The organism is Pseudomonas sp. FW305-3-2-15-C-LB1, assembly GCF_058787615.1.
The window spans coordinates 322,968-347,050 of sequence record NZ_JBYSZX010000004.1; the positions used below are offsets into that span (position 1 = coordinate 322,968).

The 24,083-nt window shown below is 60.1% G+C and carries 23 protein-coding genes and 1 pseudogene; 10 read left to right on the forward strand and 14 right to left on the reverse strand.

The genetic code is table 11. The annotated features are described in order from the left end of the window. Positions 1-51 precede the first annotated feature (51 nt). Positions 52-1,410: a glutamine synthetase family protein gene (locus AC3WP7_RS10875; RefSeq protein WP_003176780.1), complete on the reverse strand. Its 1,359-nt coding sequence runs from the start codon at positions 1,408-1,410 to the stop codon at positions 52-54. Positions 1,411-2,007: 597 nt separating this feature from the next. Here AC3WP7_RS10875 and AC3WP7_RS10880 point away from each other — a divergent pair. Together AC3WP7_RS10880 and AC3WP7_RS10885 are read left to right on the forward strand one after the other, a co-directional pair. Beyond that, positions 2,008-3,384 (forward strand): glutamine synthetase family protein, encoded by a 1,377-nt coding sequence (locus AC3WP7_RS10880; RefSeq protein ID WP_003213894.1) that lies wholly within the window; start codon positions 2,008-2,010, stop codon positions 3,382-3,384. Positions 3,385-3,549: 165 nt separating this feature from the next. After that, a complete protein-coding gene (locus AC3WP7_RS10885; RefSeq protein ID WP_102592412.1) occupies positions 3,550-4,179 on the forward strand; it encodes a TetR/AcrR family transcriptional regulator in 630 nt (209 codons plus the stop codon). A gap of 41 nt (positions 4,180-4,220) precedes the next feature. Here the strand turns inward: AC3WP7_RS10885 and AC3WP7_RS10890 are convergent, their stop codons facing one another. The 8 genes from AC3WP7_RS10890 to AC3WP7_RS10925 all read right to left on the reverse strand — a co-directional run bounded on the left by AC3WP7_RS10890 (position 4,221) and on the right by AC3WP7_RS10925 (position 11,377). Then, positions 4,221-4,436, reverse strand: a complete 216-nt coding sequence (locus AC3WP7_RS10890; protein WP_003213899.1) for a TOBE domain-containing protein — start codon at positions 4,434-4,436, stop codon at positions 4,221-4,223. A gap of 28 nt (positions 4,437-4,464) precedes the next feature. Further along, a complete protein-coding gene (gene ssuB, locus AC3WP7_RS10895; RefSeq protein ID WP_092241799.1) occupies positions 4,465-5,271 on the reverse strand; it encodes an aliphatic sulfonates ABC transporter ATP-binding protein in 807 nt (268 codons plus the stop codon). After that, positions 5,268-6,056 (reverse strand): aliphatic sulfonate ABC transporter permease SsuC, encoded by a 789-nt coding sequence (gene ssuC, locus AC3WP7_RS10900; RefSeq protein WP_071490432.1) that lies wholly within the window; start codon positions 6,054-6,056, stop codon positions 5,268-5,270. Before ssuC ends, ssuB begins: the two co-directional genes overlap by 4 nt. Positions 6,057-6,065: 9 nt before the next feature. Further along, positions 6,066-7,214, reverse strand: a complete 1,149-nt coding sequence (ssuD, locus tag AC3WP7_RS10905; protein WP_102592411.1) for an FMNH2-dependent alkanesulfonate monooxygenase — start codon at positions 7,212-7,214, stop codon at positions 6,066-6,068. A 25-nt stretch (positions 7,215-7,239) separates the two neighbouring features. Beyond that, positions 7,240-8,208, reverse strand: a complete 969-nt coding sequence (locus AC3WP7_RS10910; protein WP_071490434.1) for a sulfonate ABC transporter substrate-binding protein — start codon at positions 8,206-8,208, stop codon at positions 7,240-7,242. Positions 8,209-8,303: 95 nt separating this feature from the next. Further along, positions 8,304-8,897 carry an NADPH-dependent FMN reductase gene (gene ssuE / locus AC3WP7_RS10915; protein ID WP_058426479.1) on the reverse strand — a complete coding sequence of 198 codons (594 nt, stop codon included), beginning with the start codon at positions 8,895-8,897 and terminating at the stop codon, positions 8,304-8,306. A 196-nt stretch (positions 8,898-9,093) separates the two neighbouring features. After that, the gene (locus tag AC3WP7_RS10920) at positions 9,094-9,732 is read right to left on the reverse strand and encodes a peroxiredoxin (RefSeq protein ID WP_071490435.1); all 639 of its coding nucleotides are present in this window, start codon (positions 9,730-9,732) and stop codon (positions 9,094-9,096) included. A gap of 271 nt (positions 9,733-10,003) precedes the next feature. Further along, the gene (locus AC3WP7_RS10925; protein ID WP_102592410.1) at positions 10,004-11,377 is read right to left on the reverse strand and encodes an OprD family porin; all 1,374 of its coding nucleotides are present in this window, start codon (positions 11,375-11,377) and stop codon (positions 10,004-10,006) included. A 370-nt stretch (positions 11,378-11,747) separates the two neighbouring features. Between AC3WP7_RS10925 and AC3WP7_RS10930 the strand changes: the two are divergent. Continuing rightward, positions 11,748-12,351: pseudogene (locus tag AC3WP7_RS10930) on the forward strand (ABC transporter substrate-binding protein). 32 nt (positions 12,352-12,383) lie between these two features. Here AC3WP7_RS10930 and argA read toward each other — a convergent pair. After that, complete coding sequence (argA, locus tag AC3WP7_RS10935) at positions 12,384-13,685, reverse strand: amino-acid N-acetyltransferase (protein ID WP_071490437.1); 1,302 nt, start codon at positions 13,683-13,685, stop codon at positions 12,384-12,386. 135 nt (positions 13,686-13,820) lie between these two features. Beyond that, positions 13,821-14,969, reverse strand: coding sequence for an acetylornithine deacetylase (gene argE, locus AC3WP7_RS10940; protein WP_071490438.1), 1,149 nt, complete (start codon positions 14,967-14,969; stop codon positions 13,821-13,823). Between the two features lie 158 nt (positions 14,970-15,127). Here argE and AC3WP7_RS10945 point away from each other — a divergent pair, with 158 nt between their 5' ends. Then, positions 15,128-16,495: a CYTH domain-containing protein gene (locus tag AC3WP7_RS10945; RefSeq protein ID WP_092241790.1), complete on the forward strand. Its 1,368-nt coding sequence runs from the start codon at positions 15,128-15,130 to the stop codon at positions 16,493-16,495. A 110-nt stretch (positions 16,496-16,605) separates the two neighbouring features. Here AC3WP7_RS10945 and AC3WP7_RS10950 read toward each other — a convergent pair whose 3' ends face one another. Continuing rightward, entirely contained in the window at positions 16,606-17,076 is a 471-nt protein-coding gene (locus AC3WP7_RS10950) for an Lrp/AsnC family transcriptional regulator (RefSeq protein WP_010207358.1), read from the reverse strand. 127 nt (positions 17,077-17,203) lie between these two features. Between AC3WP7_RS10950 and AC3WP7_RS10955 the strand changes: the two genes are divergently transcribed. The 6 genes from AC3WP7_RS10955 (at position 17,204) to AC3WP7_RS10980 (ending at position 22,457) form a co-directional block, all read left to right on the forward strand. Further along, a complete protein-coding gene (locus AC3WP7_RS10955) occupies positions 17,204-17,542 on the forward strand; it encodes an ACT-like domain-containing protein (protein ID WP_092241787.1) in 339 nt (112 codons plus the stop codon). Positions 17,543-17,625: 83 nt separating this feature from the next. Next, positions 17,626-19,305, forward strand: coding sequence for a GspE/PulE family protein (locus tag AC3WP7_RS10960; RefSeq protein WP_092241784.1), 1,680 nt, complete (start codon positions 17,626-17,628; stop codon positions 19,303-19,305). A 76-nt stretch (positions 19,306-19,381) separates the two neighbouring features. Then, on the forward strand, positions 19,382-20,302 hold the full coding sequence (locus tag AC3WP7_RS10965; RefSeq protein ID WP_010207363.1) for an SPFH domain-containing protein: 921 nt from the start codon (positions 19,382-19,384) through the stop codon (positions 20,300-20,302). Between the two features lie 10 nt (positions 20,303-20,312). Continuing rightward, positions 20,313-20,759, forward strand: a complete 447-nt coding sequence (locus AC3WP7_RS10970) for an NfeD family protein (RefSeq protein WP_071490443.1) — start codon at positions 20,313-20,315, stop codon at positions 20,757-20,759. Positions 20,760-20,828: 69 nt separating this feature from the next. Further along, positions 20,829-21,143, forward strand: a complete 315-nt coding sequence (locus tag AC3WP7_RS10975; RefSeq protein ID WP_003176799.1) for a DUF2388 domain-containing protein — start codon at positions 20,829-20,831, stop codon at positions 21,141-21,143. A 174-nt stretch (positions 21,144-21,317) separates the two neighbouring features. Continuing rightward, positions 21,318-22,457, forward strand: a complete 1,140-nt coding sequence (locus tag AC3WP7_RS10980; RefSeq protein ID WP_092241782.1) for a DegT/DnrJ/EryC1/StrS family aminotransferase — start codon at positions 21,318-21,320, stop codon at positions 22,455-22,457. Between the two features lie 42 nt (positions 22,458-22,499). On the opposite strand, the gene gcvH is transcribed toward AC3WP7_RS10980, so the two are convergent. Continuing rightward, positions 22,500-22,883 carry a glycine cleavage system protein GcvH gene (gcvH, locus tag AC3WP7_RS10985; protein ID WP_092241779.1) on the reverse strand — a complete coding sequence of 128 codons (384 nt, stop codon included), beginning with the start codon at positions 22,881-22,883 and terminating at the stop codon, positions 22,500-22,502. Positions 22,884-22,936: 53 nt separating this feature from the next. Beyond that, a complete protein-coding gene (gene gcvT, locus AC3WP7_RS10990; RefSeq protein WP_071490446.1) occupies positions 22,937-24,019 on the reverse strand; it encodes a glycine cleavage system aminomethyltransferase GcvT in 1,083 nt (360 codons plus the stop codon). Between the last annotated feature and the right edge of the window lie 64 nt (positions 24,020-24,083).

A 24,083-nucleotide genomic window follows, 5' to 3' on the forward strand; every position in this document is an offset into this window, starting at 1 on the left:
TCCTAGACTTTTCAGTAAAGGGCGCGCCGTTCAAAGGGCGCGCCCGGCGTATCAGACGGCAAAGAGCAGGAATTCCCGCTCCCACGAACTGATCACGCGCTTGAAGTTTTCATGCTCGGCCCGCTTGACCGCGACGTAGCCTGTGATGAATTTCTGACCCAGGTATTTCTCGATGGTCTTGCTGTTTTCCATGCGCTCCAGGGCGTCTTCGATGGTCAACGGCAGGCGCAGGTTGCGCCGCTCGTAACCACGGCCCACCACCGGCGCGCTCGGGTTATGGCCTTCGACCATGCCGATGTAGCCGCACAACAGGCTGGCGGCAATCGCCAGGTACGGGTTGGCGTCGGCGCCCGGCAGGCGGTTTTCCACACGGCGGTTCTGCGGACCGGCATCCGGTACGCGCAGGCCGACGGTGCGGTTTTCTTCGCCCCACTCGACGTTCACCGGCGCCGAGGTGTCGGGCAGGAAGCGGCGGAACGAGTTCACGTTGGGGGCAAACAGCGGCAGCAGTTCAGGGATGAATTTCTGCAGGCCGCCAATGTGGTTGAGGAACAGCTGGCTCATGGTCCCGTCTTCATTGGAGAAGACGTTCTTGCCGGTGGCGATGTCGATGATGCTCTGGTGCAGGTGCATCGCGCTGCCAGGCTCGCCGGTCATCGGCTTGGCCATGAAGGTGGCGGCCACGTCGTGCTTGAGCGCGGCTTCGCGCATGGTGCGCTTGAACACGAGGATCTGGTCGGCCAAGGACAGGGCATCGCCGTGACGGAAGTTGATCTCCATCTGCGCCGTGCCGTCTTCGTGGATCAGGGTATCGAGGTCCAGCTCCTGCAGTTCGCACCAGTCGTAGACGTCTTCGAACAGCGGGTCGAATTCGTTGGCGGCTTCTATAGAGAAAGACTGGCGACCGGTTTCCGGGCGGCCGGAACGGCCGATCGGCGGTTGCAGCGGGAAGTCAGGGTCTTCGCAGCGCTTGGTCAGGTAGAACTCCATCTCCGGCGCCACGATGGGCTGCCAGCCTTTGTCGGCGTAGAGCTTGAGGACCTTCTTGAGCACGTTGCGCGGCGACAGCTCGATCGGGTTGCCTTGCTTGTCGTAGGTGTCGTGGATCACCTGGGCGGTCGGCTCGATGGCCCAAGGCACCAGGAACACGGCGTTCTGGTCGGGGCGGCAGATCATGTCGATATCGGCCGGGTCGAGCAATTCGTAATAGATGTCGTCTTCGACATAGTCGCCGGTCACGGTCTGCAGCAGAACGCTTTCGGGCAGGCGCATGCCCTTTTCGGCAATGAACTTGTTGGTCGGCGAGATCTTGCCCCGGGTGATACCGGTGAGGTCGCCAATCATGCATTCGACTTCTGTGATCTTGTGGTCTTTCAACCAATCGGTGAGCTGGTCGAGGTTGTTACTCATAAATGCCTCTGGGCTGGGTTTCCTGGCATCCATTAAAGGCCAGGCGTTGTTTGACGCAGCATCCGCGTCGTTTTTTCGTTCAGGGTAGGAGCTTACCTGCCATTTGCTGCTGCGTTGCATTCCTCACGCCAAAGTTGTGCGCAATCTTGAGCAGCACGCAGGGCGCACGCCGCTCTCTGACAAATGAGGAAGCAAAAAAGAGGGTAGACCGGGCGTCAAGAATATTGGCCGGGGGGCGCGCTATCACGCGGGAGGAAAATACGGATGACACAGCCTGGCTGAAGCAGGCCAAGACGCCGTTGGGCGGCAGGTGAAACATGAAGCACCCCGGTATTATTGCTGTTATGGGTTTGAATCGAGCTTAGCCTTGTTCATTTTTTTACACAACACCCCCGTAAAAAATACAACACGGCCCGCTCAAGCCTGCGAGTCCCAAGCCTCTCAAACCCAAAAAACCGCCCCAAAAAGCCCCAAAAAAGCCTTCACGGCGCTTTTTTAGGGCAAAAAAGGCCTCGCTTGACTTCGGCATGCCGTTCGGGTTGACTGAAACCAGAAAAGATCAATGATTGATATTTTTAACAACAAAGGTGTTGCATCATGTCGGTACCCCCGCGTGCCGTTCAGCTTAACGAAGCGAACGCGTTCCTTAAGGATCATCCTGAGGTTCTGTACGTAGACCTTCTAATTGCGGATATGAATGGTGTGGTGCGCGGCAAGCGCATCGAACGCACCAGCCTCCACAAGGTTTACGAGAAGGGCATTAACCTGCCTGCCTCTTTATTTGCCCTGGATATCAACGGCTCTACGGTGGAAAGCACCGGCCTGGGCCTGGACATCGGTGATGCTGACCGAATCTGTTATCCGATCCCCGACACCCTGTGCAATGAACCCTGGCAAAAGCGCCCCACCGCGCAACTGCTGATGACCATGCACGAACTGGAAGGTGAACCTTTCTTCGCCGATCCGCGCGAAGTGCTCCGCCAAGTTGTAAGCAAATTCGACGACCTCGGTCTGACCATCTGCGCCGCCTTCGAGCTTGAGTTCTACCTGATCGACCAGGAGAACGTGAACGGCCGCCCACAACCGCCCCGCTCGCCGATCTCCGGCAAACGCCCGCACTCGACACAGGTCTACCTGATCGACGACCTCGACGAATATGTCGACTGCCTCCAGGACATCCTGGAAGGTGCGAAAGAACAAGGCATCCCGGCCGACGCCATCGTCAAGGAAAGTGCCCCGGCGCAGTTCGAAGTGAACCTGCACCACGTGGCCGACCCGATCAAGGCCTGCGACTACGCGGTACTGCTCAAGCGCCTGATCAAGAACATCGCCTACGACCATGAGATGGACACCACCTTCATGGCCAAGCCGTATCCGGGCCAGGCAGGCAACGGTTTGCACGTACACATCTCGATCCTGGACAAAGACGGCAAGAACATTTTTGCCAGCGAGGATCCCGAGCAGAACGCCGCATTGCGTCACGCGATCGGCGGTGTGCTCGAGACCCTGCCCGCCCAGATGGCGTTCCTGTGCCCCAACGTCAACTCCTACCGTCGTTTCGGCGCACAGTTCTACGTGCCGAACTCGCCGTGCTGGGGCCTGGACAACCGTACCGTGGCGATTCGCGTACCGACCGGCTCGTCCGATGCCGTACGTATCGAACACCGCGTGGCCGGCGCCGACGCCAACCCTTACCTGCTGATGGCTTCGGTCCTGGCAGGCGTGCACCACGGCCTGACCAACAAGATTGAGCCTGGCGCACCGGTGGAAGGCAACAGCTACGAGCAAAACGAGCAAAGCCTGCCGAACAACCTGCGCGATGCATTGCGCGAGTTGGACGACAGCGAGGTGATGGCGAAGTACATCGATCCTAAATACATCGATATCTTCGTAGCCTGTAAGGAAAGTGAGCTGGAAGAGTTCGAACACTCCATCTCCGACCTTGAGTACAACTGGTACCTGCATACCGTGTAAGCGGTTGCGACTGTAAATGTGGCGAGCAGGCTTGTTGTGGCAAGCCCGCTCGCCACAACAAGCCTGCTCGCCACAACAAACTCGCTCACCACAAAAGCCCTCGCCCCAGGTATGGATCATCTTCAGGCTCTGCGTACAATGCCCGCTGCCTTGTAGGAGACTTCCATGACCACCCGCCCCGCCGCCCTTCGCAAACCCCGCGCCCGCAGTCAGGCCCGGATCGACGCGATCCTCGACGCCGCCCGCACCTTGCTGGCTGCCGAAGGCGTGGCGGGTTTGTCGATCTACGGCGTGGCCGAGCGGGCGCAGATTCCGCCGTCGTCGGTGTATCACTTCTTCGCCAGTGTGCCGGCGCTGTTGGAAGCTCTGACCGCCGATGTGCATGCCGCTTTCCGGGCGGCGATTCAGGCGCCCATCGACCACGACTCACTCAAGCATTGGCGCGACCTGTCCTGCATCGTCGAACAGCGCATGCTCAGCATCTACGAGCACGACGCCGCCGCACGCCAGTTGATCCTGGCCCAGCATGGGCTGACCGAAGTGACCCAGGCGGATCGTCAGCATGATCTGGAGCTGGGAGATTTGATGCTCGCGGTGTTCAACCGGCACTTCGAAGTGCCGACCTTGCCGAAAGACGTGGATGTGTTCGCGCTGGCGCTGGAATTGAGCGACCGCGTGTATGCACGCTCGGTGCATCAGCATGGGTTGATCACGCCGCGCATGGCGGAGGAAGGGATTCGGGTGTTTGATGCCTATGTAGGGCTGTACCTGCCGCCCTATCTGCCCAAGCGTTAATTTTGTAGGGGCTGGGCCGGCCTCATCGGGGGCAAGCGCGATCACAACTTGGCGATCGACACCTCGGTGGATTTCACAAAGGCAATCACTTCGCTGCCAATCACCAGCTCCAGCTCTTTGACCGAGCGGGTGGTGATCACGGAAGTGACGATGCCGGACGCGGTCTGCACGTCGATTTCCGACAGCACGTCGCCTTCGACGATTTCCTTGATGGTGCCTTTGAACTGGTTACGCACGTTGATGGCTTTAATAGTCATGGTGTTCTTCCTTCAGGGGACGAGTGAGTTATTGAGCCCAACGCAATTGCGTAGGCAGCGGTGAAACAGGTTCGGGTTCCGGTGGCGAGCCGGGCAACGACAGCACACGGTTGAGCACTTCAGCTTCCAACGCGGCCAGGCGATGTGAGCCCCGTGCACGCGGGCGTGGCAGGTCGACGATCAGGTCGAGGCCGATTTCGCCGTCTTCGATCAGGATGACGCGGTCGGCAATTGCCACGGCTTCGCTGACATCGTGGGTTACCAGCAACACGGTGAAGCCATGCTTCTGCCACAGGTTTTCGATCAGTTGCTGCATCTCGATGCGGGTCAGGGCATCCAGCGCCCCCAGCGGCTCATCCAGCAACAGCAGGCGCGGTTGGTGGATCAGCGCACGGGCCAGGGCCACGCGTTGCTTCTGCCCACCGGACAGCGCCGCCGGCCACTCGTTGGCACGTTCAGCCAGGCCGACCGCCTCCAGGGCTTCCAACGCTTTGGGGCGCCAATCGCCTTTAAGGCCAAGGCCGACGTTGTCGATGATCTTTTTCCATGGCAACAGGCGCGCTTCCTGGAACATCAACCGCGTGTCTTCAAGCGCTTCGCTCAGCGGTGCGGAACCGGCCAGCAGCTCGCCGCCGCTGGCTTTGTCCAGCCCGGCCAGCAGGCGCAGCAAGGTACTTTTGCCGCAGCCACTGCGGCCGACCACCGCCACGAATTGGCCGGCAGGTATGTGCAGGTCAATCTCCTTGAGCACTTCCCGTGCGCCAAAGGCCTTGCGCAACTTGCGTACCGCCAGGGGGATGCCCTTGAGCAGGCGCGGAGGTTGTTGAGCTGTCATGCCGCACCTCCTTTATTCACTTGATAGGCCGGGTGCCAGCGCAGCCACACACGCTCCAGGCCACGAGCAGCCAGATCGGCGAGTTTGCCGAGGATGGCGTACATCACGATAGCCAACACCACCACGTCGGTTTGCAGGAATTCACGGGCGTTCATCGCCAGGTAGCCGATGCCGGAGCTGGCCGATATGGTTTCCGCCACGATCAGCGTCAGCCACATGAAGCCCAGGGCAAAGCGCACGCCCACCAGGATCGACGGCAGCGCACCCGGCAGGATCACCTGGCGGAACAGGCTGAACCCGGACAAGCCGTAGCTGCGCGACATCTCCACCAACGCCGGGTCGACATTGCGGATGCCGTGGTAGGTATTCAGGTAGATCGGGAACAGCGTGCCGAGGGCAACCAGGAAAATCTTCGCCGTCTCATCAATGCCGAACCACAGGATCACCAGCGGAATCAGCGCCAGGTGCGGCACGTTGCGGATCATCTGCACCGAACTGTCCAGCAGGCGTTCGCCCCACTTCGACAAGCCAGTGATAAAGCCCAGGACCAGGCCGATGCTGCCGCCGATCACAAATCCCAGGCCGGCACGCCAGCCACTGATCGCCAGGTGCGTCCAGATCTCACCGCTGGCGACCAGATGCACGCCGGCAGCAATCACGGCACTGGGCGCCGGCAGGATACGGGTCGACAACCACCCCGCCGACACCGACAACTGCCACACCGCGAGCAATAGCACCGGCAGTACCCAGGGCGCCACGCGATGGCTTAGTTTTTCATAGCTCATGGGGCGGCCTCAGCTCTGTGACGCAGCTTTAGGAAGGATATCGTTGGCGACCATCTCGCCGAACGGGCTGACGTAGCCGGCGCTTTTCGGCAGCTCGGGTCGCTCGATATCCAAGTGAGGGAACAGCAATTCGGCAACGCGATACGACTCTTCCAGGTGTGGATAACCGGAGAAAATAAACGTGTCGATACCCAGCGCGGCGTACTCCTTGACGCGTGCCGCCACGGTCGGGCCATCGCCCACCAGCGCCGTCCCCGCACCCCCACGCACCAGGCCGACGCCGGCCCACAGATTGGGGCTGACTTCGAGGTTGTCGCGGTTGCCGCCATGCAACGCCGCCATGCGTTGCTGGCCGACAGAATCAAAGCGTGCCAAAGAGGCCTGGGCACGGGCGATGGTGTCGTCATCCAGGTGGGAGATCAGTTTGTCGGCGGCCTTCCATGCTTCTTCGTTGGTTTCACGCACGATCACATGCAGGCGGATACCAAAGCGTACGGTACGCCCGAGCTTGGCGGCCTTGGCGCGTACCTGTTCGATTTTTTCCGCGACAGCGGCCGGTGGCTCACCCCAGGTCAACACCATTTCCACCTGCTCGGCTGCCAGGTCCTGGGCCGCTTCGGAGGAGCCGCCGAAGTACAGTGGCGGACGCGGTTGCTGGATCGGCGGGTAAAGCAGCTTGGCGCCTTTGACGCTGATGTGTTCGCCGTCGTAATCCACGGTCTCGCCTTCCAGCACACGGCGCCAGATGCGGGTGAATTCCACCGAGGCCTGGTAGCGCTCTTCATGGCTGAGGAACAAGCCGTCGCCGGCCAATTCTTCCGGATCGCCGCCGGTCACCAGGTTGAACAACGCACGGCCACCGGACAGACGATCCAGGGTCGCGGCCTGACGCGCAGCCACCGTCGGGGAAATGATCCCGGGGCGCAGCGCGACAAGGAATTTCAAGCGCTGGGCCACCGGGATCAGCGAAGCGGCCACCAGCCACGAGTCTTCGCAGGAGCGCCCGGTCGGGATCAGCACCCCACCGAATCCCAGGCGATCGGCGGCCTGGGCCACTTGCTGCAGATAACCGTGGTCAACGGCGCGAGCGCCTTCGGCGGTGCCAAGGTAATGGCCGTCGCCGTGGGTAGGCAGGAACCAGAAAATATTGAGGCTCATGGAGTTGTCTCCTGAAGAAGTCGGATTACGGCGCGTTGGCAACGGCGGCGGGTGGCGTCCAGATCACGTCCTTGATGCTCAAGGGTTTGGGGATCAATTTGAGTTGGTAGAAGCTGTCGGCGATTTTCTGCTGGGCGGCGACCACTTCCGGGGTCAGGAACAGCGCGCCGTAGCCCTGGCGTTTTACCGAGGTCAGGGTGATGTCAGCCGGCAGACCGAGCAGCGGTGCGACTTGTTCGGTGACTTCCTGGGGGTTGGCCTTGGACCATTCGCCCACGGCGCGCACTTCTTCCACCAGCGCCTTGATCACTTGCGGGTGTTGTTCGGCATACGGTTTGGTCGCCAGGTAGAACTGATGGTTGTCGGCGATGCCGGTGCCGTCACGCAGGGTGCGGGCCTGCAGTTGTTTCTCGGCGGCGGCCTGGTACGGGTCCCAGATCACCCAGGCGTCCACACTGCCACGCTCGAAAGCGGCACGGGCATCGGCGGGCGGCAGGAATACGGTTTGCACATCGGTGTATTTCAGGCCGGCATCTTCCAGGGCCCGCACCAGCAGGTAGTGCACGTTGGAGCCTTTGTTGAGCACGATTTTCTTGCCCTTGAGCTCGGCCACGGATTTGATCGGTGAGTCTTTCGGCACCAGGATCGCTTCGCTGGTCGGCGCCGGTGGTTCGTAGGCCACGTAGAGCAGGTCGGCACCGGCAGCCTGGGCGAACACCGGCGGGGTTTCGCCGGTCACGCCAAAGTCGATGGAGCCGACATTCAGGCCTTCAAGCAGCTGGGGGCCGCCAGGGAACTCGGTCCACTGGACATTCACGCCCTGGGCCGCCAGGCGTTTTTCCAGGGTGCCCTTGGCCTTAAGCAGCACCAACGTGCCGTATTTCTGATAGCCGATCCGCAGGGTCTCGGCGGCTTGAGCTTGAACAATGGCGCCGAAGGACACAGCCGCAGCAAACAGTGCGACCAGACCACGACGCAAGATGACAGTGCGCATGGCGCTCTCTCCAAAAATGCGATTAGGGGTTTTGGCTGCACCTGCTTGGCCGTTGGCGGCTGAGTAAGGTGAGTGTTTCGGTATATCAGTGAGGCTCAGATGCTCCAGCGAGCACTCAACAAACGTTCGTTCAACACGTGGGGGTCCAGCGGTTTCGGGCGACGGGCCATTGCGCCGTACAGTGTTTCCAGGGCTTCGTGCAAACGCTGTTCGAGCACTGGCACCAACTGCGCCTGGGCACTGCCTTCGCCATACGCGATCTGGCTGTCTTCGGCAAAGATGCCGTGGAGCAATTCCTGGGCCTTCAGCGCCGACAGCACCGGCTTCAAGGCATAGTCCACCGCCAGCATGTGGGCGATGCTGCCGCCGGTGGCCATCGGCAACACGATCTTGTGGGCCAGGGCGCGTTCGGGCAGCAGGTCCAGCACGGTCTTCAGCGCGCCGGAGAACGAGGCCTTGTATACCGGCGTAGCGATCACCAGGCCGTCAGCGTTAGCCACTTGTTGCAACAGGTCGATGACCTTGGGGCTGTCGAAGCGCGCATGCAGCAGGTCCTCAGCCGGGAAGTCCCGTATCTGATAACTCACCACTTCTACGCCTTTGTCTTGCAACCACTGACGGGTTTTATCCAGCAATACCCCGGAGCGGGAGCGCTGGCTGGGGCTGCCTCCAAGTGTTACGACCAACATGCAGGAATTCCTTGAGCAGGTGTCGGCGGTTCGCTGTGTGGCGATGGCGCCAAGATGGAACAGACCTTATCAGCAGATTCATATATCTATAAATCTTATTTTTTCATTTGTTTATTCTTTAAATGCATATGCGACATATTAAATCGCAGCCGAAAAAAAAGGCCGTCGAAACGGCCTCAAAACCCCTGCTATGTGATCAGCGATTCGGTTGTGGTGTCAGGCGCAGGTACGGCTTCACCGCGCGATAGCCCTTCGGAAAGCGTCTCTTGATCTCTTCCTCATCCTTGAGCGAAGGCACGATCACCACCTCATCACCGTCCTGCCAGTTGGCGGGCGTGGCGACCTTGTGGCTGTCGGTGAGCTGCAACGAGTCGATGACCCGCAGGATCTCGTGGAAGTTGCGCCCGGTGCTGGCCGGGTAGGTAATGGTCAGGCGGATCTTCTTGTTCGGGTCGATCACGAACAAGGAACGCACGGTGAGTGTGTCACTGGCGTTGGGGTGGATCAGGTCGTAGAGGTCGGACACTTTGCGATCGGCGTCGGCCAGGATCGGGAAGTTGACAACAGTGTTCTGGGTTTCGTTGATGTCTTCGATCCACTTGTGGTGCGAATCCACCGGGTCGACCGACAGGGCGATGGCCTTGACGCCGCGCTTGGCGAATTCGTCCTTGAGCTTGGCGGTGAAACCCAGCTCGGTGGTGCACACCGGGGTGAAATCCGCCGGGTGGGAAAACAGCACACCCCAGCTATCGCCCAGCCATTCGTGGAAACGAATCGTGCCGGCGCTGGAATCCTGTTCGAAGTCGGGGGCGATATCGCCCAGTCTTAGGCTCATGGTGTGGCTCCTGGTGAGTGCTTATGGAGCCCACTGTGCATGGATTGTGGATTATTTAAAAAGAATAAATATCAATTTATCTAGATGATAAAGGAATATTAAAAATCTGTTCATTGGACGCGGGGGCAGACGAGGAGCAACATCGTTTTCAAGGTTCGAGAAGGCCTTGAGACGCTGTACAAAGAGGGGTCAGGAAGGGCCTGCGGGGGTTTGGCCCGACTTGAAAGCAAGACATCCTGCCCGGTGTTGCACCGGGCAGGGTTTTACGCAGTTACTTGAACGCGTAGGTGTAGCTGACGATTACACGGTTTTCGTCTTGATCACGCGCGGCCGCAACATCGTTGCGCCACATAGCGTTTTTCCAGGCGACACCGACGTTTTTGAAAAGGCCTTCTGGCACTACGTAGGCAACAGTGATATCACGCTCCCACTCGGACTGGCCGGTGAATTCTGCGCGAGTGCTGTTGACGGTATCGATGTCGGTACCTTTGAGGTAAACAACACCGGCGGTCAGGCCAGGCACGCCAACCTTGGCGAAGTCATAGGAGTAGCGAGCTTGCCAGGTACGTTCGCCGGCACGGGCGAACTTGGCGATCTGCATGTCAGTGGTCAGGTAAGCCGACGAACCGTCGCCTTGGTTCAGCCAAGGGAAGTCGCTGCTGCCGTTGCTCACTTGGTAACCACCACCGAAGGTGTGACCTGCAACGGTGTAGAGGAACAGACCGCTGTACAGGTTGTTATCAACCTTGCCGCGACCGGAGTTCACACCGCTGTAGTTACCCGAGGAGAAGTAGGCGGATTCGTGACCGTTTTTACCGTCATCGGAGCTGTTGAAATAACGCAGGTCAGACTTCAGTACGCCCGGGCCGATAGCCCAGTTGTGGGTCAGACCCAAGAAGTGCTGTTTGTAGAAGTCTTCCAGGTTGCCGTAGTAGTACTGGGCAGTCAGATCCTTGGTGATCTTGTAGTCGCCACCGGCGTAGTAGAACTTGTTGCTGTCACGCCAGTTGACGCCACGGGAGTTGGCACCCGCGATCGACAGGTTGTCGACGTTGCTGGAGTTACGACCCTTGGCTTTTTCGATCTGACCCGCAACCAGCGTCAGGTCCTTGTTGAGATCGTTTGTGGTGATCTGGCCACCCTGGAAGGTTTGCGGCAGCAGACGACCGTCGTTCGACACGATGACGGGCAGCTTGGGCATCAGCGTACCCAGCTTCAGTTCGGTCTGAGAGATCTTGGCCTTGGCAGTCAGGCCCAGGCTCGAGTAGTTATCAACGGCTTCGCCATTGGATTTGCTCGGGAACACAGTGCCGCCATAAGACGAGGCAGTTGCGCCATTCGTGCCACCGCCGGAGTCCAGGCGAACACCCAGCAGGCCGATAGCATCAAGACCGAAACCCACGGTGCCTTGGGTGTAACCGGAGATGAAGCGCAGATCGAAGCCTTGGCCCCATTCTTCGTTCTTGCTCTGAACACCGGCACGCTTGTTGGCGGGTGTGCCAGCAGCCGAGTCACGGTTGTCAGTGTTGATGTAAAAGTTACGCAGACCCAGTGTTACTTTGCTGTCATCGATGAAACCGGCAGCGCCTGCTTGCTGAGCGATTGCGCCCAGGGCTACAGCCAGTGCCAAGGTGGACTTCTTCATGTACCGCTCCTCTCATTTCTAATTTTTGTATTTCTTTGGTCTCGGGTCTGACGCCCTCGATCCACAGATGCGCGATTAGCGCCAGATAGTGACCACCAAGTCAATCGTAACCTTGTGTGTCTACTACCTTCGTCTAATCGCAGTTGATTTGGTCCCTGCAGGGTAATGAGTTTTTCATACACCCAAAAAGAATTATTTCATTCTTTTTCATACGATTCGGGAATAAGCCTTTGCATGACGCGAACCCGTCAGCGTAGACGAACCGCTTCACAAGCTAATTCCTAAAGGGTATTTGTTAGCACTTTTTTAGATCGATTAGTGTGGCCGTAAGGTTGCATACGTCACCCACGATCAAAAAGGCGACGCCATCATGGCCAAACGCATATCCTCCCGTCAATTTGTTACAGTTTTTGTGTCACTAATAGTTTCTTTTGGTGTCAAAGCGGCCGATTTGCCCATCGGCTAGAAAATTGCCTGGCGCCATTCAACAGTGGGCCGGAAGTCGTAACCGCCATCGCCTCGGGCGACGTGCAAATCGGCAACCTCGGTTCCAGCGCCGCTGCCGCAGCGGCATCACGGAATCTATCCATCGTCGCGTTCATCGTATCGGCCCAGATCAATACTTCTGAAGCATCGGTGGTGCGTAAGGACAGCCACATTGACGCACCCAAGGATTTGTTCGGTAAAACCATCGCCACGCCGTTTGTCTCAACCTCTCATTAGTAGATTCGAAACCGCTGCAGAAAATCGCGAAAATGACAGGCACCGACGCCGCAGACATTCATGAGCTGCTAGCCGGCACGACATTCCCGGATGCCCAGGCACAACAAACCGATGCGCTGCCAAAAGGCGGCACGGCGAAGGCGATCGGGGAGACGGCGCAGCTCTTGGAGTAACAGGGAAAGGTCGAGGTAGTGCTGCCGGATGACTCGGCCTTCGTGACCGACAAATTCGTCAAGCCCTGCACCCTGTAGGAGCCGGGTTACCGGCGCCTACAGGGTGTGGGTTACAGGGCCTTCTCGAAGATCTTCGAATTACGCTGATAGTTGTACAGCGACGCCCGCGCCGACGGCAGGCGGTCGACACTGCTCGGCACAAACCCCCGCTCACGGAACCAGTGCGCGGTGCGGGTGGTGAGGACAAACAAGGTCTTCAACCCCTGCGCCCGGGCACGGGCCTGGATGCGCTCCAGCAACACATCGCCACGAGCGCCATGGCGATATTCCGGGTTCACTGCCAGGCAAGCCAGCTCTCCCGCGTCCGAATCGGCGATCTGATACAGCGCTGCACAGGCGATGATCATGCCTTCGCGCTCCACCACGCTGAACTGCTCGATCTCACGTTCCAGCACTTCCCGCGAACGGCGTACCAGGATGCCCTGCTCTTCCAGCGGGCTGATCAGGTCGAGCAAACCGCCGACATCCTCAATCGCCGCTTCGCGCACCTGCTCGAATTGCTCCTGGGCCACCAGCGTACCGCCGCCGTCCCGGGTAAACAGCTCGGTGAGCAAGGCACCGTCTTCGGCGTAGCTGACAATATGGCTGCGCCCTACTCCACCCCGGCACGCTTCGGCGGCGGCATCGAGCAATTCGGCCTGATAGTTGGTTTTACCCAGGCGCTGCAGGTGAGCCGGCACCTGTTGCGGGCGCAGCTCGCGTACCAGGCGGCCGTTCTCATCGATCAAGCCCATATCGGCGCCAAACAGCAGCAGTTTGTCGGCGCCCAGGTCGATGGCGGCGCGGGTCGCGACGTCTTCGCAGGCCAGGTTGAAGATCTCACCGGTGGGCGAATACCCCAGCGGCGACAGCAACACGATGGAGCGCTCATCCAGCAAGCGATTGATACCCTTGCGGTCGACGCGGCGCACTTCGCCAGTGTGATGGTAGTCCACGCCTTCGAGTACACCGATCGGACGTGCCGTCACCAGGTTGCCGCTGGCAACGCGCAGGCGCGAGCCCTGCATCGGCGACGAGGCCATGTCCATCGACAGGCGCGCTTCGATGGCGATACGCAGATGGCCGACCGCGTCGATCACGCACTCCAGGGTTGCGGCATCGGTGATGCGCAAGCCTTCGTGGTAAGCCGGGGTCAGGCCCCGCGCTTCAAGGCGCGCTTCGATCTGTGGGCGCGAACCGTGGACCAGCACCAATCGCACACCCAGGCTGTGCAGCAGCACCAGGTCGTGGACGATATTGCCGAAGTTGGGATGTTCCACACCATCGCCAGGCAGCATGACCACAAAGGTACAGTCGCGGTGGGCATTGATGTAGGGGGACGCATGGCGAAGCCAGTTAACGTAGTCGGGCATAGAACCTGGGCCTGTAATAAAAAGCAGCCGAAAAAGGATGAATCGTGAAAGCGCACGGCGGGCTGATGGTTATCGTCGGAACAGGCTTGGCGACACGCTCACTCTCCTTCTATGTACGAACAGGCAGGGGTTAATTTATGCAGGTTTCAGGCAGTAATGTTCGATCAGTTCCCGCAATAGACGCACTGTAGGCGTCAAGCGTGACATTTCGAGGTATTCGCCCGGCTGGTGTGCGCAGGCGATGTCGCCGGGGCCGAGCACCAGGGTTTCACAACCAAGGCGCTGAAGATAAGGCGCTTCGGTGCCGAACGCTACTGCTTCGGCACGATGGCCGGTCAATCGTTCCGCCACCCGTACCAGTTCGGCATCTTCCGGTTGCTCGAACGGCGGTACTTCGGGGAACAGGGGCGCATAGTCAATCTTGACCTGATGGCGCTCGGCCACCGGCTGGAGCTTCTGGCGGATCGCATCGCGCAGCACCTGGGGGTCCATGCCCGGCAGTGGGCGCAGGTCGAACTCCAGGGAACACTGGCCGCAGATGCGGTTGGGGTTGTCGCCGCCGTGGATGCAACCGAAGTTCATGGTCGGTTGCGGCACGCTGAACTGAGGGTTGCGGTACTCGCGCTGCCAGGCCAGGCGCAGGCCGCGCAGTTCGCCGATGGCGTCGTGCATGGCTTCAAGCGCGCTGTGGCCCAGGCTCGGGTCCGACGAGTGGCCGCTTTGGCCAAGAATATCGATGCGTTCCATCATCACGCCTTTGTGCAGGCGGATCGGCTTGAGGCCGGTCGGCTCGCCGATCACCGCTGCGCGACCCAGCGGGCGGCCCGCTTCGGCCAGTGCGCGAGCACCGGACATGGAGCTTTCTTCATCACAGGTGGCGAGAATCAGCAGCGGCTGTTTGAACGGCTGATCCAGCAGCGGCAACACCGCTTCGATGGCCAGCGCGAAAAAGCCCTTCATGTCGCAGCTGCCCAATCCTACCCAACGGCCGTCAACTTCCGTCAGCTTGAGCGGGTCGGTCTTCCACAGCGCTGCGTCATAAGGGACGGTATCGCTATGACCCGCCAGCACCAGGCCTCCGGGCCCACTGCCGTAACTGGCCAACAGGTTGAACTTGCCGGGGCTGACTGGCTGGATGTCGATGGCGAAACCCAGATCCCCCAGCCAAGCGGCGAGCAAGTCGATCACCGGGCGGTTGGTCTGGTCGAGAGACGCCTGGGTGCAGCTCACGGATGGCGCGGCAATCAACGCGGCAAACTGCTCTTTCATGGACGGTAACGGCATGCTCGGCCTCTCGACTTCCCGGATGAGCCTCACTATAGAGCCATCTGCACGACACAATAAACCGTTGCGGCGCGTTGCCGGGCTCAGTCCTGTACACTGCACGACCTTGGCAGCCACTCATTTCCCCGGCTGCGCTCCCGATCCTGGATGTTCCGGCCATGCAAAAAGAAACTGAAATCAAGCTCCGCGTCAGCCGCGAGACCCTCGCCGCGCTGCGTGAGCACCCGCTCCTGAAAAAACGCAACAAAAGTGGCTGGGAACGCCGTGAGTTGATGAACCAGTACTTCGACACCCCCGAGCGCGACCTGGCCCAGGCCAAAGTCGCCCTGCGCCTGCGCAAGGACGGTGACGACATCATCCAGACCCTCAAGACCCGCGGCCAGAGCGTCGCCGGCTTGTCGGAACGTAACGAATACAACTGGGAACTGCCTAAAGCCAAGCTCGACGTGAAGAAGCTCGACGGCGAATGCTGGCCCGAGCAACTGGCCGAGCTGGACAAAAAGACCCTCAAGCCGATCTTCACCACCGACTTCGTGCGTGAGCGCGCCGAAATCGCCTGGGGTCGCGGCAAGGCCAAGGTGGTGATCGAAGCCGCCCTGGATCTGGGCCACGTGGTGGTCGGCAAGCAGAAAGAAGAAATCTGCGAGCTGGAACTGGAACTGCGCGAAGGCGAACCGGCCGCCCTGCTGGAGTTGGCCGCCGAGCTGGCCGCGACCCTGGCGTTGATGCCGTGCGATATCAGCAAGGCCGAGCGCGGCTACCGCTTGTACGACGCCAGCAGCTACTCCCTGAGCCTGCCGGCGCCGCAGATCCACGCTGAAATGCCGCTGGACGATGCCTTCGCTGCGATCATGTGGCACCTGCTGGGCAGCAGCCAACGCCTGGCCGAGCAATACCGTTTCAATGGCCACTGGCGCCTGCTGCAAGACTGGGTCGACAACCTCGGCGAACTGCGGGCCCTGGTCGGCAGCCTTGGCCAGGCGGCACCGCGTCAGTCCACCAGCGAACTGCGCAGCGCGCTCGATGCCCTGCTGGAAGACTGGCGTCCACTGGTACAGGCCGGTGATGACGACGAGGACATCCGCAAAGCCGCACCGGAACAGTTCGCCGAAGAACTGGACGACGTGCGCTGGGGCCTGTTCTCACTGAACGCTTCACGCTGGCTGCTCGCCCGCAGCTGGACCGCCGACCGCACCGTGCGTGGCAACCGCCAGGGCGCCGCGCAAATCACCAACTGGCTGCCGCGCCTGCTGGCCGACGACGCTGTCGCCCTGCAACTGCCGCGCTACCAGCAACAGCCGGAAGACCTGGCCGAGCAACTGCCGCGTATCGAACGCATCCAGGCCTGGCTGCACCATGCGCGCCAGGTGGTCGACATTCCGGAACTGGACCGTCTGTACGGCGAGCTGAACAAGCTGGTGCAACTGGCCAACCAGCCGATTACCGATGAGTCGCTGGATGCGCGGATGCATCAGGCGATTGCGGTGTATCAGAACCGGGCGTGGAAGACTCTGCTGCGTCTGTAAGGACGCTTTCGCGGGCAAGCCCGCTCCCACACTGACTGGGTTCACACATAGAAATCTGTGAACCCAATCCAATGTGGGAGCCGGGCTTGCCCGCGATGAGGCCATCCCTGTCAGCGCAGTACTGGCAGGCTGGTGGTGGACTTGATCTCGGATAAAGCCACAATCGAATTAACCTCCTGAATCCCCGGCACCATCGACAGTTTCTCGAAGAAAAACCGCTCATACGCCTCGATGTCCGAGGTGACGATACGCAGCAGAAAGTCCACCGCCCCCATCAGCACATAACACTCCAGCACTTCCGGGAACCCGCGAATCGCATCGGTGAACTCGGTGAAGTTGGAGCGGCCGTGGGCGTTGAGTTTCACCTCGGCGAATATCTGCGTGTTGAGGCCGATCTTCTTGCGATCCAGCAAGGTCACCTGGCCACGAATCACGCCCTCTTCCTTGAGCCGTTGGATACGTCGCCAGCAAGGCGACTGGGACAGGCCGACCTGTTCGGCGATCTGCGCGCTGGAGAGAGAAGCGTCTTCTTGCAACAGGGCCAGGATACGGCGGTCGTAGGCGTCCAACTCGCTGTGCATATAAATACCCTCCATCGCACTTATTCTGAATTGATTGATTCGATTTTCGACAAATAAGGCCCATCTTAGATAAGAAATCTCCCGTCGCGAATGTAAAAATTTCTCCAGTCGAATCCGGAGCTTTCCCATGCATGCCGTCGAAACCAACCACCCCGCCACCCGCGTCGATGCGTGGGCCGTCAACAGCGCCCATTGCCAGGCCCATTACCACATCGTCGCCGAGGCGGAGCCCGACGTTGTGTGCCGGGTACTCAACTATTTCGCTCTGCAATTCCTCACGCCACAGCAGGTTACAGTCAACCGCGAAGAAGACCTGTTGAACATCGCCATCGTGATGGACGGCCTGAGCTGGCACCGCGCCCAGGTGATCGGTGAAAAGATTCGAAACCTGATCAGCGTGTGCACACTGGACGTGTGGTCGGCTGATTCCGTGGCGCCTCAGGCAGTGATGGCGGTTGCTCAGTAAGACCCTGCAATACACGCCGGGAGGAAGATATTCAGGGGCTGGCTAGCCTGGGATTTACGCACACTGCCCTCAGGAAAATCTCCATGCCGGTTGATCAACGATTGGAACTGCGTCAGCTGCTGCCGGCTTTGCTCGAAGGGCGAGTGATCACCCCGGAAGTTGCACAGCAGTTGTCGGCGCTGCCGGCCAGCAACACCTTGCATCCCCTGGAAAGCATCGCAGCCCTTGGCCCCAGTCTGGAAACCCTGACCGAATGGCTGGCCCAACATGCCGGGCAACCGTACCTGCGCATCGATCCGTTGAAGATCGATGTGGCGACGGTCGTGCCGCTGATGTCCCATGCGTTCGCCCAACGCCACGCCATCCTTGCAGTGGCGGTGGACGCGCAGACGGTCACCGTCGCCAGCGCCCAGCCCCACGTCACCAGTTGGGAAGCCGGGCTGGCGCAGGTGCTCAAGCGCTCGATCAAGCGTGTGGTTGCCAACCCCCATGACATAACGCGCTGTATCGGCGAGTTCTACCGGCTGGCGAAGTCCGTCAGCGGCGCCGATCAAAAAGTTGCGGCACCGGGCAACAACGAACTGCTCAACCTCGGCGCCAGCGACCAGGAGCCGGATGCCAACGACGCGCATATCGTCAACATCGTCGACTGGCTGTTGCAGTACGCTTTCGGCCAGCGTGCCAGCGATATCCACATTGAACCGTGCCGTGAACAGGGCCGTGTGCGCTTTCGCATCGACGGGTTGTTGCACGACGTCTATCAGTTCCCGCCCCAGGTCACGATGGCAGTCGTCAGCCGCCTCAAAAGCCTGGGCCGCATGAACGTGGCGGAAAAGCGCAGGCCCCAGGACGGCAGGGTCAAGACCAAAAGCCCGACCGGAGCAGAAGTGGAGCTGCGCCTGTCCACCTTGCCCACGGCATTTGGCGAAAAGCTGGTGATGCGGATCTTCGACCCACAGGTGCTGCTCAAGGGCTTTGACCAGCTTGGTTTATCGGTTGAGGACCAGCAACGCTGGCAAGCCATGACGAGCCAGACCAACGGCATCATCCTGGTCACCGGCCCTACCGGCTCAGGCAAGACCAGCACCCTCTACACCACGCTCAAGCAATTGGCCACGCGGGAAGTCAACCTGTGCACGGTGGAAGACCCGATCGAGATGGTCGAGCCGGCGTTCAACCAGATGCAGGTTCAGCACAATATCGACCTGACCTTCGCCAGCGGCATCCGCGCCCTGCTCCGCCAGGACCCGGACATCATCATGATCGGCGAGATCCGCGACCAGGAGACCGCCGAAATGGCGATCCAGGCTGCATTGACCGGGCACCTGGTGCTGTCGACCCTGCATACCAACGATGCGCCCAGCGCCATCAGCCGCCTGCAGGAGCTGGGCATTGCGCATTATTTGATCAAAGCCACCTTGCTCGGCGTAATGGCGCAGCGTTTGGTGCGGGTTCTGTGCCCCCACTGCAAGCGTGCGTTGGGTGACGCCCATGAAGCGGTCGGTTGCGTTGAATGTCGACACAGCGGTTATCAGGGGCGGGCCGGCGTTTACGAAATCATGGTTTTGAACGAAGCGCTCAGGACTTTGATCACGCCTGGGGCCGATGTGCAGGCCCTGCGCCAGGCAGCAGTGACTCACGGCATGCGCAGCTTGCGTATGGCCGGCATGCGGAAGGTCGCGGCGGGGCTCACCACGATGGCGGAAGTCTTGCGGGTGACTCCCGGGGATTCGGTAACAAATCCTTTGTTTGTTAAGCAGTGAAACCGTTCTTATCGGTGACAACACCGTTACAATCGCCCAACGTCGTTTCACTGACACCATCAGATAGGGAATCGCTATGCAGATCGGAACCGTACTGCTTCTTTTCGTGGGGCTGGCCATCGCCATCCTGTTCATGGGCTTCAAGGTGGTCCCCCAGGGCTACCAATGGACGGTCGAGCGTTTCGGCCGTTACACCAATACCCTCAAGCCTGGCTTGAACATCATCATCCCGGTCATGGACCGCATCGGTCGCAAGATCAACGTGATGGAAAGCGTACTGGATATCCCGCCCCAGGAAGTCATCACCGCCGACAACGCCACCGTGCAGATCGACGCCGTGTGCTTTTTCCAGGTGGTCAACACCGCCCAGGCCGCCTACGAGGTGAACAACCTCGAACACGCCATCCGCAACCTGCTGCAAACCAACATCCGTACCGTGCTCGGCTCCATGGAACTGGATGCCATGCTCAGCCAGCGTGACGGCATCAACGAAAAACTGCTGAAGACCGTGGACGAAGCCACCGCGCCATGGGGGATCAAGATCACCCGTATCGAGATCAAGGACATCAGCCCGCCCGCCGACCTGATGGCCGCGATGTCGGGCCAGATGAAAGCCGAACGGATCAAGCGTGCGCAGATCCTCGAAGCCGAGGGCCTGCGCGCCTCGGCGATCCTGACGGCCGAAGGCAAGAAGCAGGCACAGATTCTCGAGGCCGAAGGTAGCCGCCAGGCGGCGTTCCTTGAATCCGAAGCCCGTGAGCGTCAGGCCGAAGCCGAAGCCCGCGCCACACAGGTGGTATCGGAAGCAATCGCGTCGGGCAACGTGCAGGCGGTCAATTACTTCGTCGCACAGAAATACATCGACGCCCTGGGCAAGCTGGCTTCGGCCAACAACAGCAAGGTCATCCTGATGCCGCTGGAAGCCAGCCAGGTGATCGGCGCAGTTGGCGGTATCGGCGAGATCGTCAAGGCAACGTTCGACAACAAGAAAGGCTGAGGCCAGCGCCATGTGGGATTTCCTGCAGCATCTGTCGTTCTGGGATTGGCTGGCACTGGGCACGGTACTGCTGATTCTTGAGGTATTCGGCGCTGGCGGTTACCTGTTGTGGATGGGTATCGCCGCGGCGGCCGTGGGCGTGATCAAGTTCCTGGTGCCACCCCTGGGGCTGGAATGGCAACTCCTGCTGTTTGCCGTGTTGTCGATAATGACGGCGGTGTACTGGTGGAAACGTCAGCGCAGCAGCGCCAAGGCCAGCGACCAGCCGGGGCTCAACGAACGCGGCTCCGAGCTGATCGGCCGCACCTTCGTGGTGCACCAGGCGATTGTGGATGGCCGGGGCAAGGTGAAAGTCGGTGATGGCGTGTGGATGGTGACCGGCCCGGACAGCCCCGTAGGCGCTCAAGTACGGGTGGTTGGCCAGGAAGGCGTGGTGTTAAGGGTTGAAACTGTTTAGTCAGTGATGGAACTCGATTGGGCTAACTACAATCATAAAGTACAGATAACCCACCCGGAGTCACCCATCATGCGTCTCAAATATGCTGTCGCAACCCTTGCTGTGCTTTCCCTCCCTGTCGGATCAGCCATGGCCGACAGTTTCTGGCGCAATGTCATCTCGTCCGGCGCCACTACCGGCTCGACGTACCTGACCTTCAAGGACCACAAGCTGGTGGTCGCTGCACAAGACGACGCAGGCAGCTTCGTTGCCAGCGACGGCGGCATCCGTGGTCCATACCTGGAAGCAGCAATGCAGAAAGTTCGCGCTGACAACCCTGGTCTGCAGGCCACGGACATGGAGTTGGCCAACGCCATCCTTGCGAAAAATGCTGTCACCGAGTGATTCCATCGCTCTGAAAAATGCCGCTGTTGAAGCGGCATTTTTTTGTCCACGTTTTTCCCCGCGCATGACAATTCATTCACGGGCGACAGGCTATATTCAGTCAACCCGTGCAACCATGCCGGTACTGATACCTCGCTTACTCATCGCCAACCTGAAACGGATGCCTTCGTCGTCATGAGCCAACTGCCCTTCCTGCCGTTTTCCAAACCCACCATTGATGAAGCCACCATTGCAGCGGTCGGCGATGTACTGCGCTCGGGCTGGATCACCAGCGGGCCGAAGGTCCAGGCCTTCGAGGCGCAGTTGTCGGAGTACCTTGGCGGTCGGCCGGTGCGCACCTTCAACTCGGGCACCTGCACCATGGAGATTGCCTTGCGCATTGCCGGCATCGGTCCGGGCGATGAGGTCATCACCACGCCAATCTCTTGGGTGGCCACGGCCAACGTGATCCTGGAAGTGGGCGCTACGCCGGTGTTTGCCGATATTGACCCGGTGACCCGCAATATCGACCTGTCCCAGGTGGAAGCGGCGATTACCCCGCGCACCAAGGCGATCATCCCGGTCTACCTGGCCGGCCTGCCCCTGGATATGCCGATGCTGTATGCACTGGCGAACAAGTACAACCTGCGCATTATCGAAGATGCGGCGCAGGCGCTGGGTTCCAGCTGGGATGGCGAGCGTATTGGCGCCACCGGGGATTTTGTGTCGTTCAGTTTCCAGGCCAACAAGAACATCACCTCTTCCGAGGGCGGCTGCCTGGTGTTGAACAACGCCGAAGAGGCACGGCTGGCGGAAAAATACCGCCTGCAGGGCGTTACCCGCACCGGCTTCGACGGCCTCGACGTGGATGTATTGGGCGGCAAGTTCAACATGACCGACATCGCCGCCGCCATTGGCCTGGGGCAATTTGCCCATATCGAGCAGATCACTGCTCACCGCCAGAACCTGGCGCGGCACTACTTCAAATGCTTTGGCAGTGACTTTGAAGAGCAGTACGGCGCACAACTGCCGCCGGCAGACTTCGAGAACAGCAACTGGCACCTGTTTCAACTGGTGCTGCCGGAACGTCAAGACGGTCTGCCAGCCCGCGCCACCTTCATGGAGCAGATGCAGGCTCATGGCGTCGGCATTGGCTATCACTACCCGCCGATCCACCTGCTGAGCCTTTATCGGGCACAGGGGTTCAAGGAAGGCATGTTCCCGGTGGCGGAGAGAGTGGGGCGTTTGATCGTGTCGTTGCCGATGTTTACGGCGATGACAGAGGCGGATGTGGAGCGGTCGGTGGCAGCCGTGAAGGCGGTTCTACAGCCCTGAAAACACATTGCGGGAGCCGTTTGACCGGCTCCCGCAACAGGATCACTCGCCGATGGCGGCTTTGTAGCCGGCAGCATCCAGCAATTTTTCCAGGTCAGCCGGGTTGCTTGGCTTGAGCTTGAAGATCCAAGCGCCGTAGGGATCAGAGTTCAGCAGCTCCGGGCTACCACTCAGTTCTTCGTTGACGGCAATCACTTCGCCTGCAACCGGGGCGTAGATATCCGAGGCGGCCTTGACCGACTCAACCACACCCGCCTGGCCAGTCGCGTCAAACTGGGCGCCCACTTCGGCCAACTCAACAAACACCACATCACCCAACGCTTCCTGGGCATGGTCGGAAATACCGACGGTGACGGTGCCGTCAGCTTCCAAGCGTGCCCATTCGTGGCTTTCGGCAAAACGCAGGTCGGCAGGGATATCGCTCATAGTCTGTGTCCTCAAGAAGTAATGTCAGCGGCCTTCGGCCTGCCGGAAATAGGTTAGATCAAGGTTTTGCCATGGCGCACGAAGGTCGGTTTGACCACTCGAACCGGGTACCACTTGCCGCGGATTTCCACTTCGGCCCGATCAGCGGTTGCCGTCGGTACACGCGCCAGCGCAATGGATTTGCTCAGCGTAGGAGAGAAACTACCACTGGTGATCTCCCCTTCGCCAATATTGGCGATACGAACCACCTGGTGAGCACGCAAAACCCCGCGTTCTTCCAGCACCAGCCCGACCAGTTTGAACTGCACACCAGCTGCTTTTTCCGCTTCCAGTGCGGTGCGGCCAATGAAATTACGCTCGGCCGGTTCCCAGGCGATGCTCCAGGCCATATTCGACGCCAGGGGCGAAACCTCCTGGTGGATGTCCTGGCCGTACAGGTTCATGCCCGCTTCCAGGCGCAAGGTATCGCGGGCGCCGAGGCCGATGGGTGAAATACCAGCGCCCACCAGGTCATTGAAAAAGCCCGGTGCCTGATCGGCAGGCAGGACAATTTCCAGGCCGTCTTCGCCGGTGTACCCGGTACGTGCGATAAACCAGTCACCATCGGCGCGGCCTTCGAAGGGCTTGAGCTGGTGAATCAGGGTGCTGCGCGATTGAGTGACCAGCTCAGCGATCTTCTGCCGGGCGTGGGGGCCTTGGATGGCCAGCATCGCCAACTCGGCGCGCTCATGCAGTTGCACCTGATAGTCGCCCAGTTGCGCGTGCATCCAGGCCATATCCTGGTCGCGGGTGGCGGCGTTGACCACCAGCCGATAGGCGGCCTCGGTGCGGTAGACAATCATGTCGTCCACCACGCCGCCCTGCTCGTTGAGCATGGCGCTGTACAACGCACGACCGCAGTCGTGCAGGCGTTCGACATCATTGGCCAGCAGGTGCTGCAGCCACTCCTTGGCCTGGGGGCCGCTGACATCGATCACGGTCATATGAGATACATCGAACACCCCGCAGTCGCGTCGCACCTGATGGTGCTCCTCAACTTGCGAGCCGTAGTGCAGAGGCATATCCCAACCGCCAAAATCGACCATTTTCGCGCCGAGGGCGAGATGCAGGTCATACAGAGGCGTACGCTGTCCCATGGGTTTCTCCTTCCGGGCTTGGCGAAGGTGCGCGGAGCTACTGTCCGCGCTGAACACCTTGATT

Coding starts and splice junctions, on each gene's coding strand:
- argE (WP_071490438.1), bottom strand. CDS start 14,969: ATGCCGTTACCGTCCATGAAAGAGCAGTTTGCCGCGTTGATTGCCGCG.
- ssuE (WP_058426479.1), bottom strand. CDS start 8,897: ATGTTGGTCGTAACACTTGGAGGCAGCCCCAGCCAGCGCTCCCGCTCC.
- ssuB (WP_092241799.1), bottom strand. CDS start 5,271: ATGACAGCTCAACAACCTCCGCGCCTGCTCAAGGGCATCCCCCTGGCG.
- AC3WP7_RS10960 (WP_092241784.1), top strand. CDS start 17,626: ATGCCGGTTGATCAACGATTGGAACTGCGTCAGCTGCTGCCGGCTTTG.
- AC3WP7_RS10925 (WP_102592410.1), bottom strand. CDS start 11,377: ATGAAGAAGTCCACCTTGGCACTGGCTGTAGCCCTGGGCGCAATCGCT.
- AC3WP7_RS10970 (WP_071490443.1), top strand. CDS start 20,313: ATGTGGGATTTCCTGCAGCATCTGTCGTTCTGGGATTGGCTGGCACTG.
- gcvT (WP_071490446.1), bottom strand. CDS start 24,019: ATGGGACAGCGTACGCCTCTGTATGACCTGCATCTCGCCCTCGGCGCG.
- AC3WP7_RS10880 (WP_003213894.1), top strand. CDS start 2,008: ATGTCGGTACCCCCGCGTGCCGTTCAGCTTAACGAAGCGAACGCGTTC.
- AC3WP7_RS10920 (WP_071490435.1), bottom strand. CDS start 9,732: ATGAGCCTAAGACTGGGCGATATCGCCCCCGACTTCGAACAGGATTCC.
- AC3WP7_RS10885 (WP_102592412.1), top strand. CDS start 3,550: ATGACCACCCGCCCCGCCGCCCTTCGCAAACCCCGCGCCCGCAGTCAG.
- AC3WP7_RS10980 (WP_092241782.1), top strand. CDS start 21,318: ATGAGCCAACTGCCCTTCCTGCCGTTTTCCAAACCCACCATTGATGAA.
- AC3WP7_RS10955 (WP_092241787.1), top strand. CDS start 17,204: ATGCATGCCGTCGAAACCAACCACCCCGCCACCCGCGTCGATGCGTGG.
- ssuD (WP_102592411.1), bottom strand. CDS start 7,214: ATGAGCCTCAATATTTTCTGGTTCCTGCCTACCCACGGCGACGGCCAT.
- AC3WP7_RS10965 (WP_010207363.1), top strand. CDS start 19,382: ATGCAGATCGGAACCGTACTGCTTCTTTTCGTGGGGCTGGCCATCGCC.
- AC3WP7_RS10945 (WP_092241790.1), top strand. CDS start 15,128: ATGCAAAAAGAAACTGAAATCAAGCTCCGCGTCAGCCGCGAGACCCTC.
- ssuC (WP_071490432.1), bottom strand. CDS start 6,056: ATGAGCTATGAAAAACTAAGCCATCGCGTGGCGCCCTGGGTACTGCCG.
- argA (WP_071490437.1), bottom strand. CDS start 13,685: ATGCCCGACTACGTTAACTGGCTTCGCCATGCGTCCCCCTACATCAAT.
- AC3WP7_RS10910 (WP_071490434.1), bottom strand. CDS start 8,208: ATGCGCACTGTCATCTTGCGTCGTGGTCTGGTCGCACTGTTTGCTGCG.
- AC3WP7_RS10950 (WP_010207358.1), bottom strand. CDS start 17,076: ATGCACAGCGAGTTGGACGCCTACGACCGCCGTATCCTGGCCCTGTTG.
- AC3WP7_RS10975 (WP_003176799.1), top strand. CDS start 20,829: ATGCGTCTCAAATATGCTGTCGCAACCCTTGCTGTGCTTTCCCTCCCT.
- gcvH (WP_092241779.1), bottom strand. CDS start 22,883: ATGAGCGATATCCCTGCCGACCTGCGTTTTGCCGAAAGCCACGAATGG.
- AC3WP7_RS10890 (WP_003213899.1), bottom strand. CDS start 4,436: ATGACTATTAAAGCCATCAACGTGCGTAACCAGTTCAAAGGCACCATC.
- AC3WP7_RS10875 (WP_003176780.1), bottom strand. CDS start 1,410: ATGAGTAACAACCTCGACCAGCTCACCGATTGGTTGAAAGACCACAAG.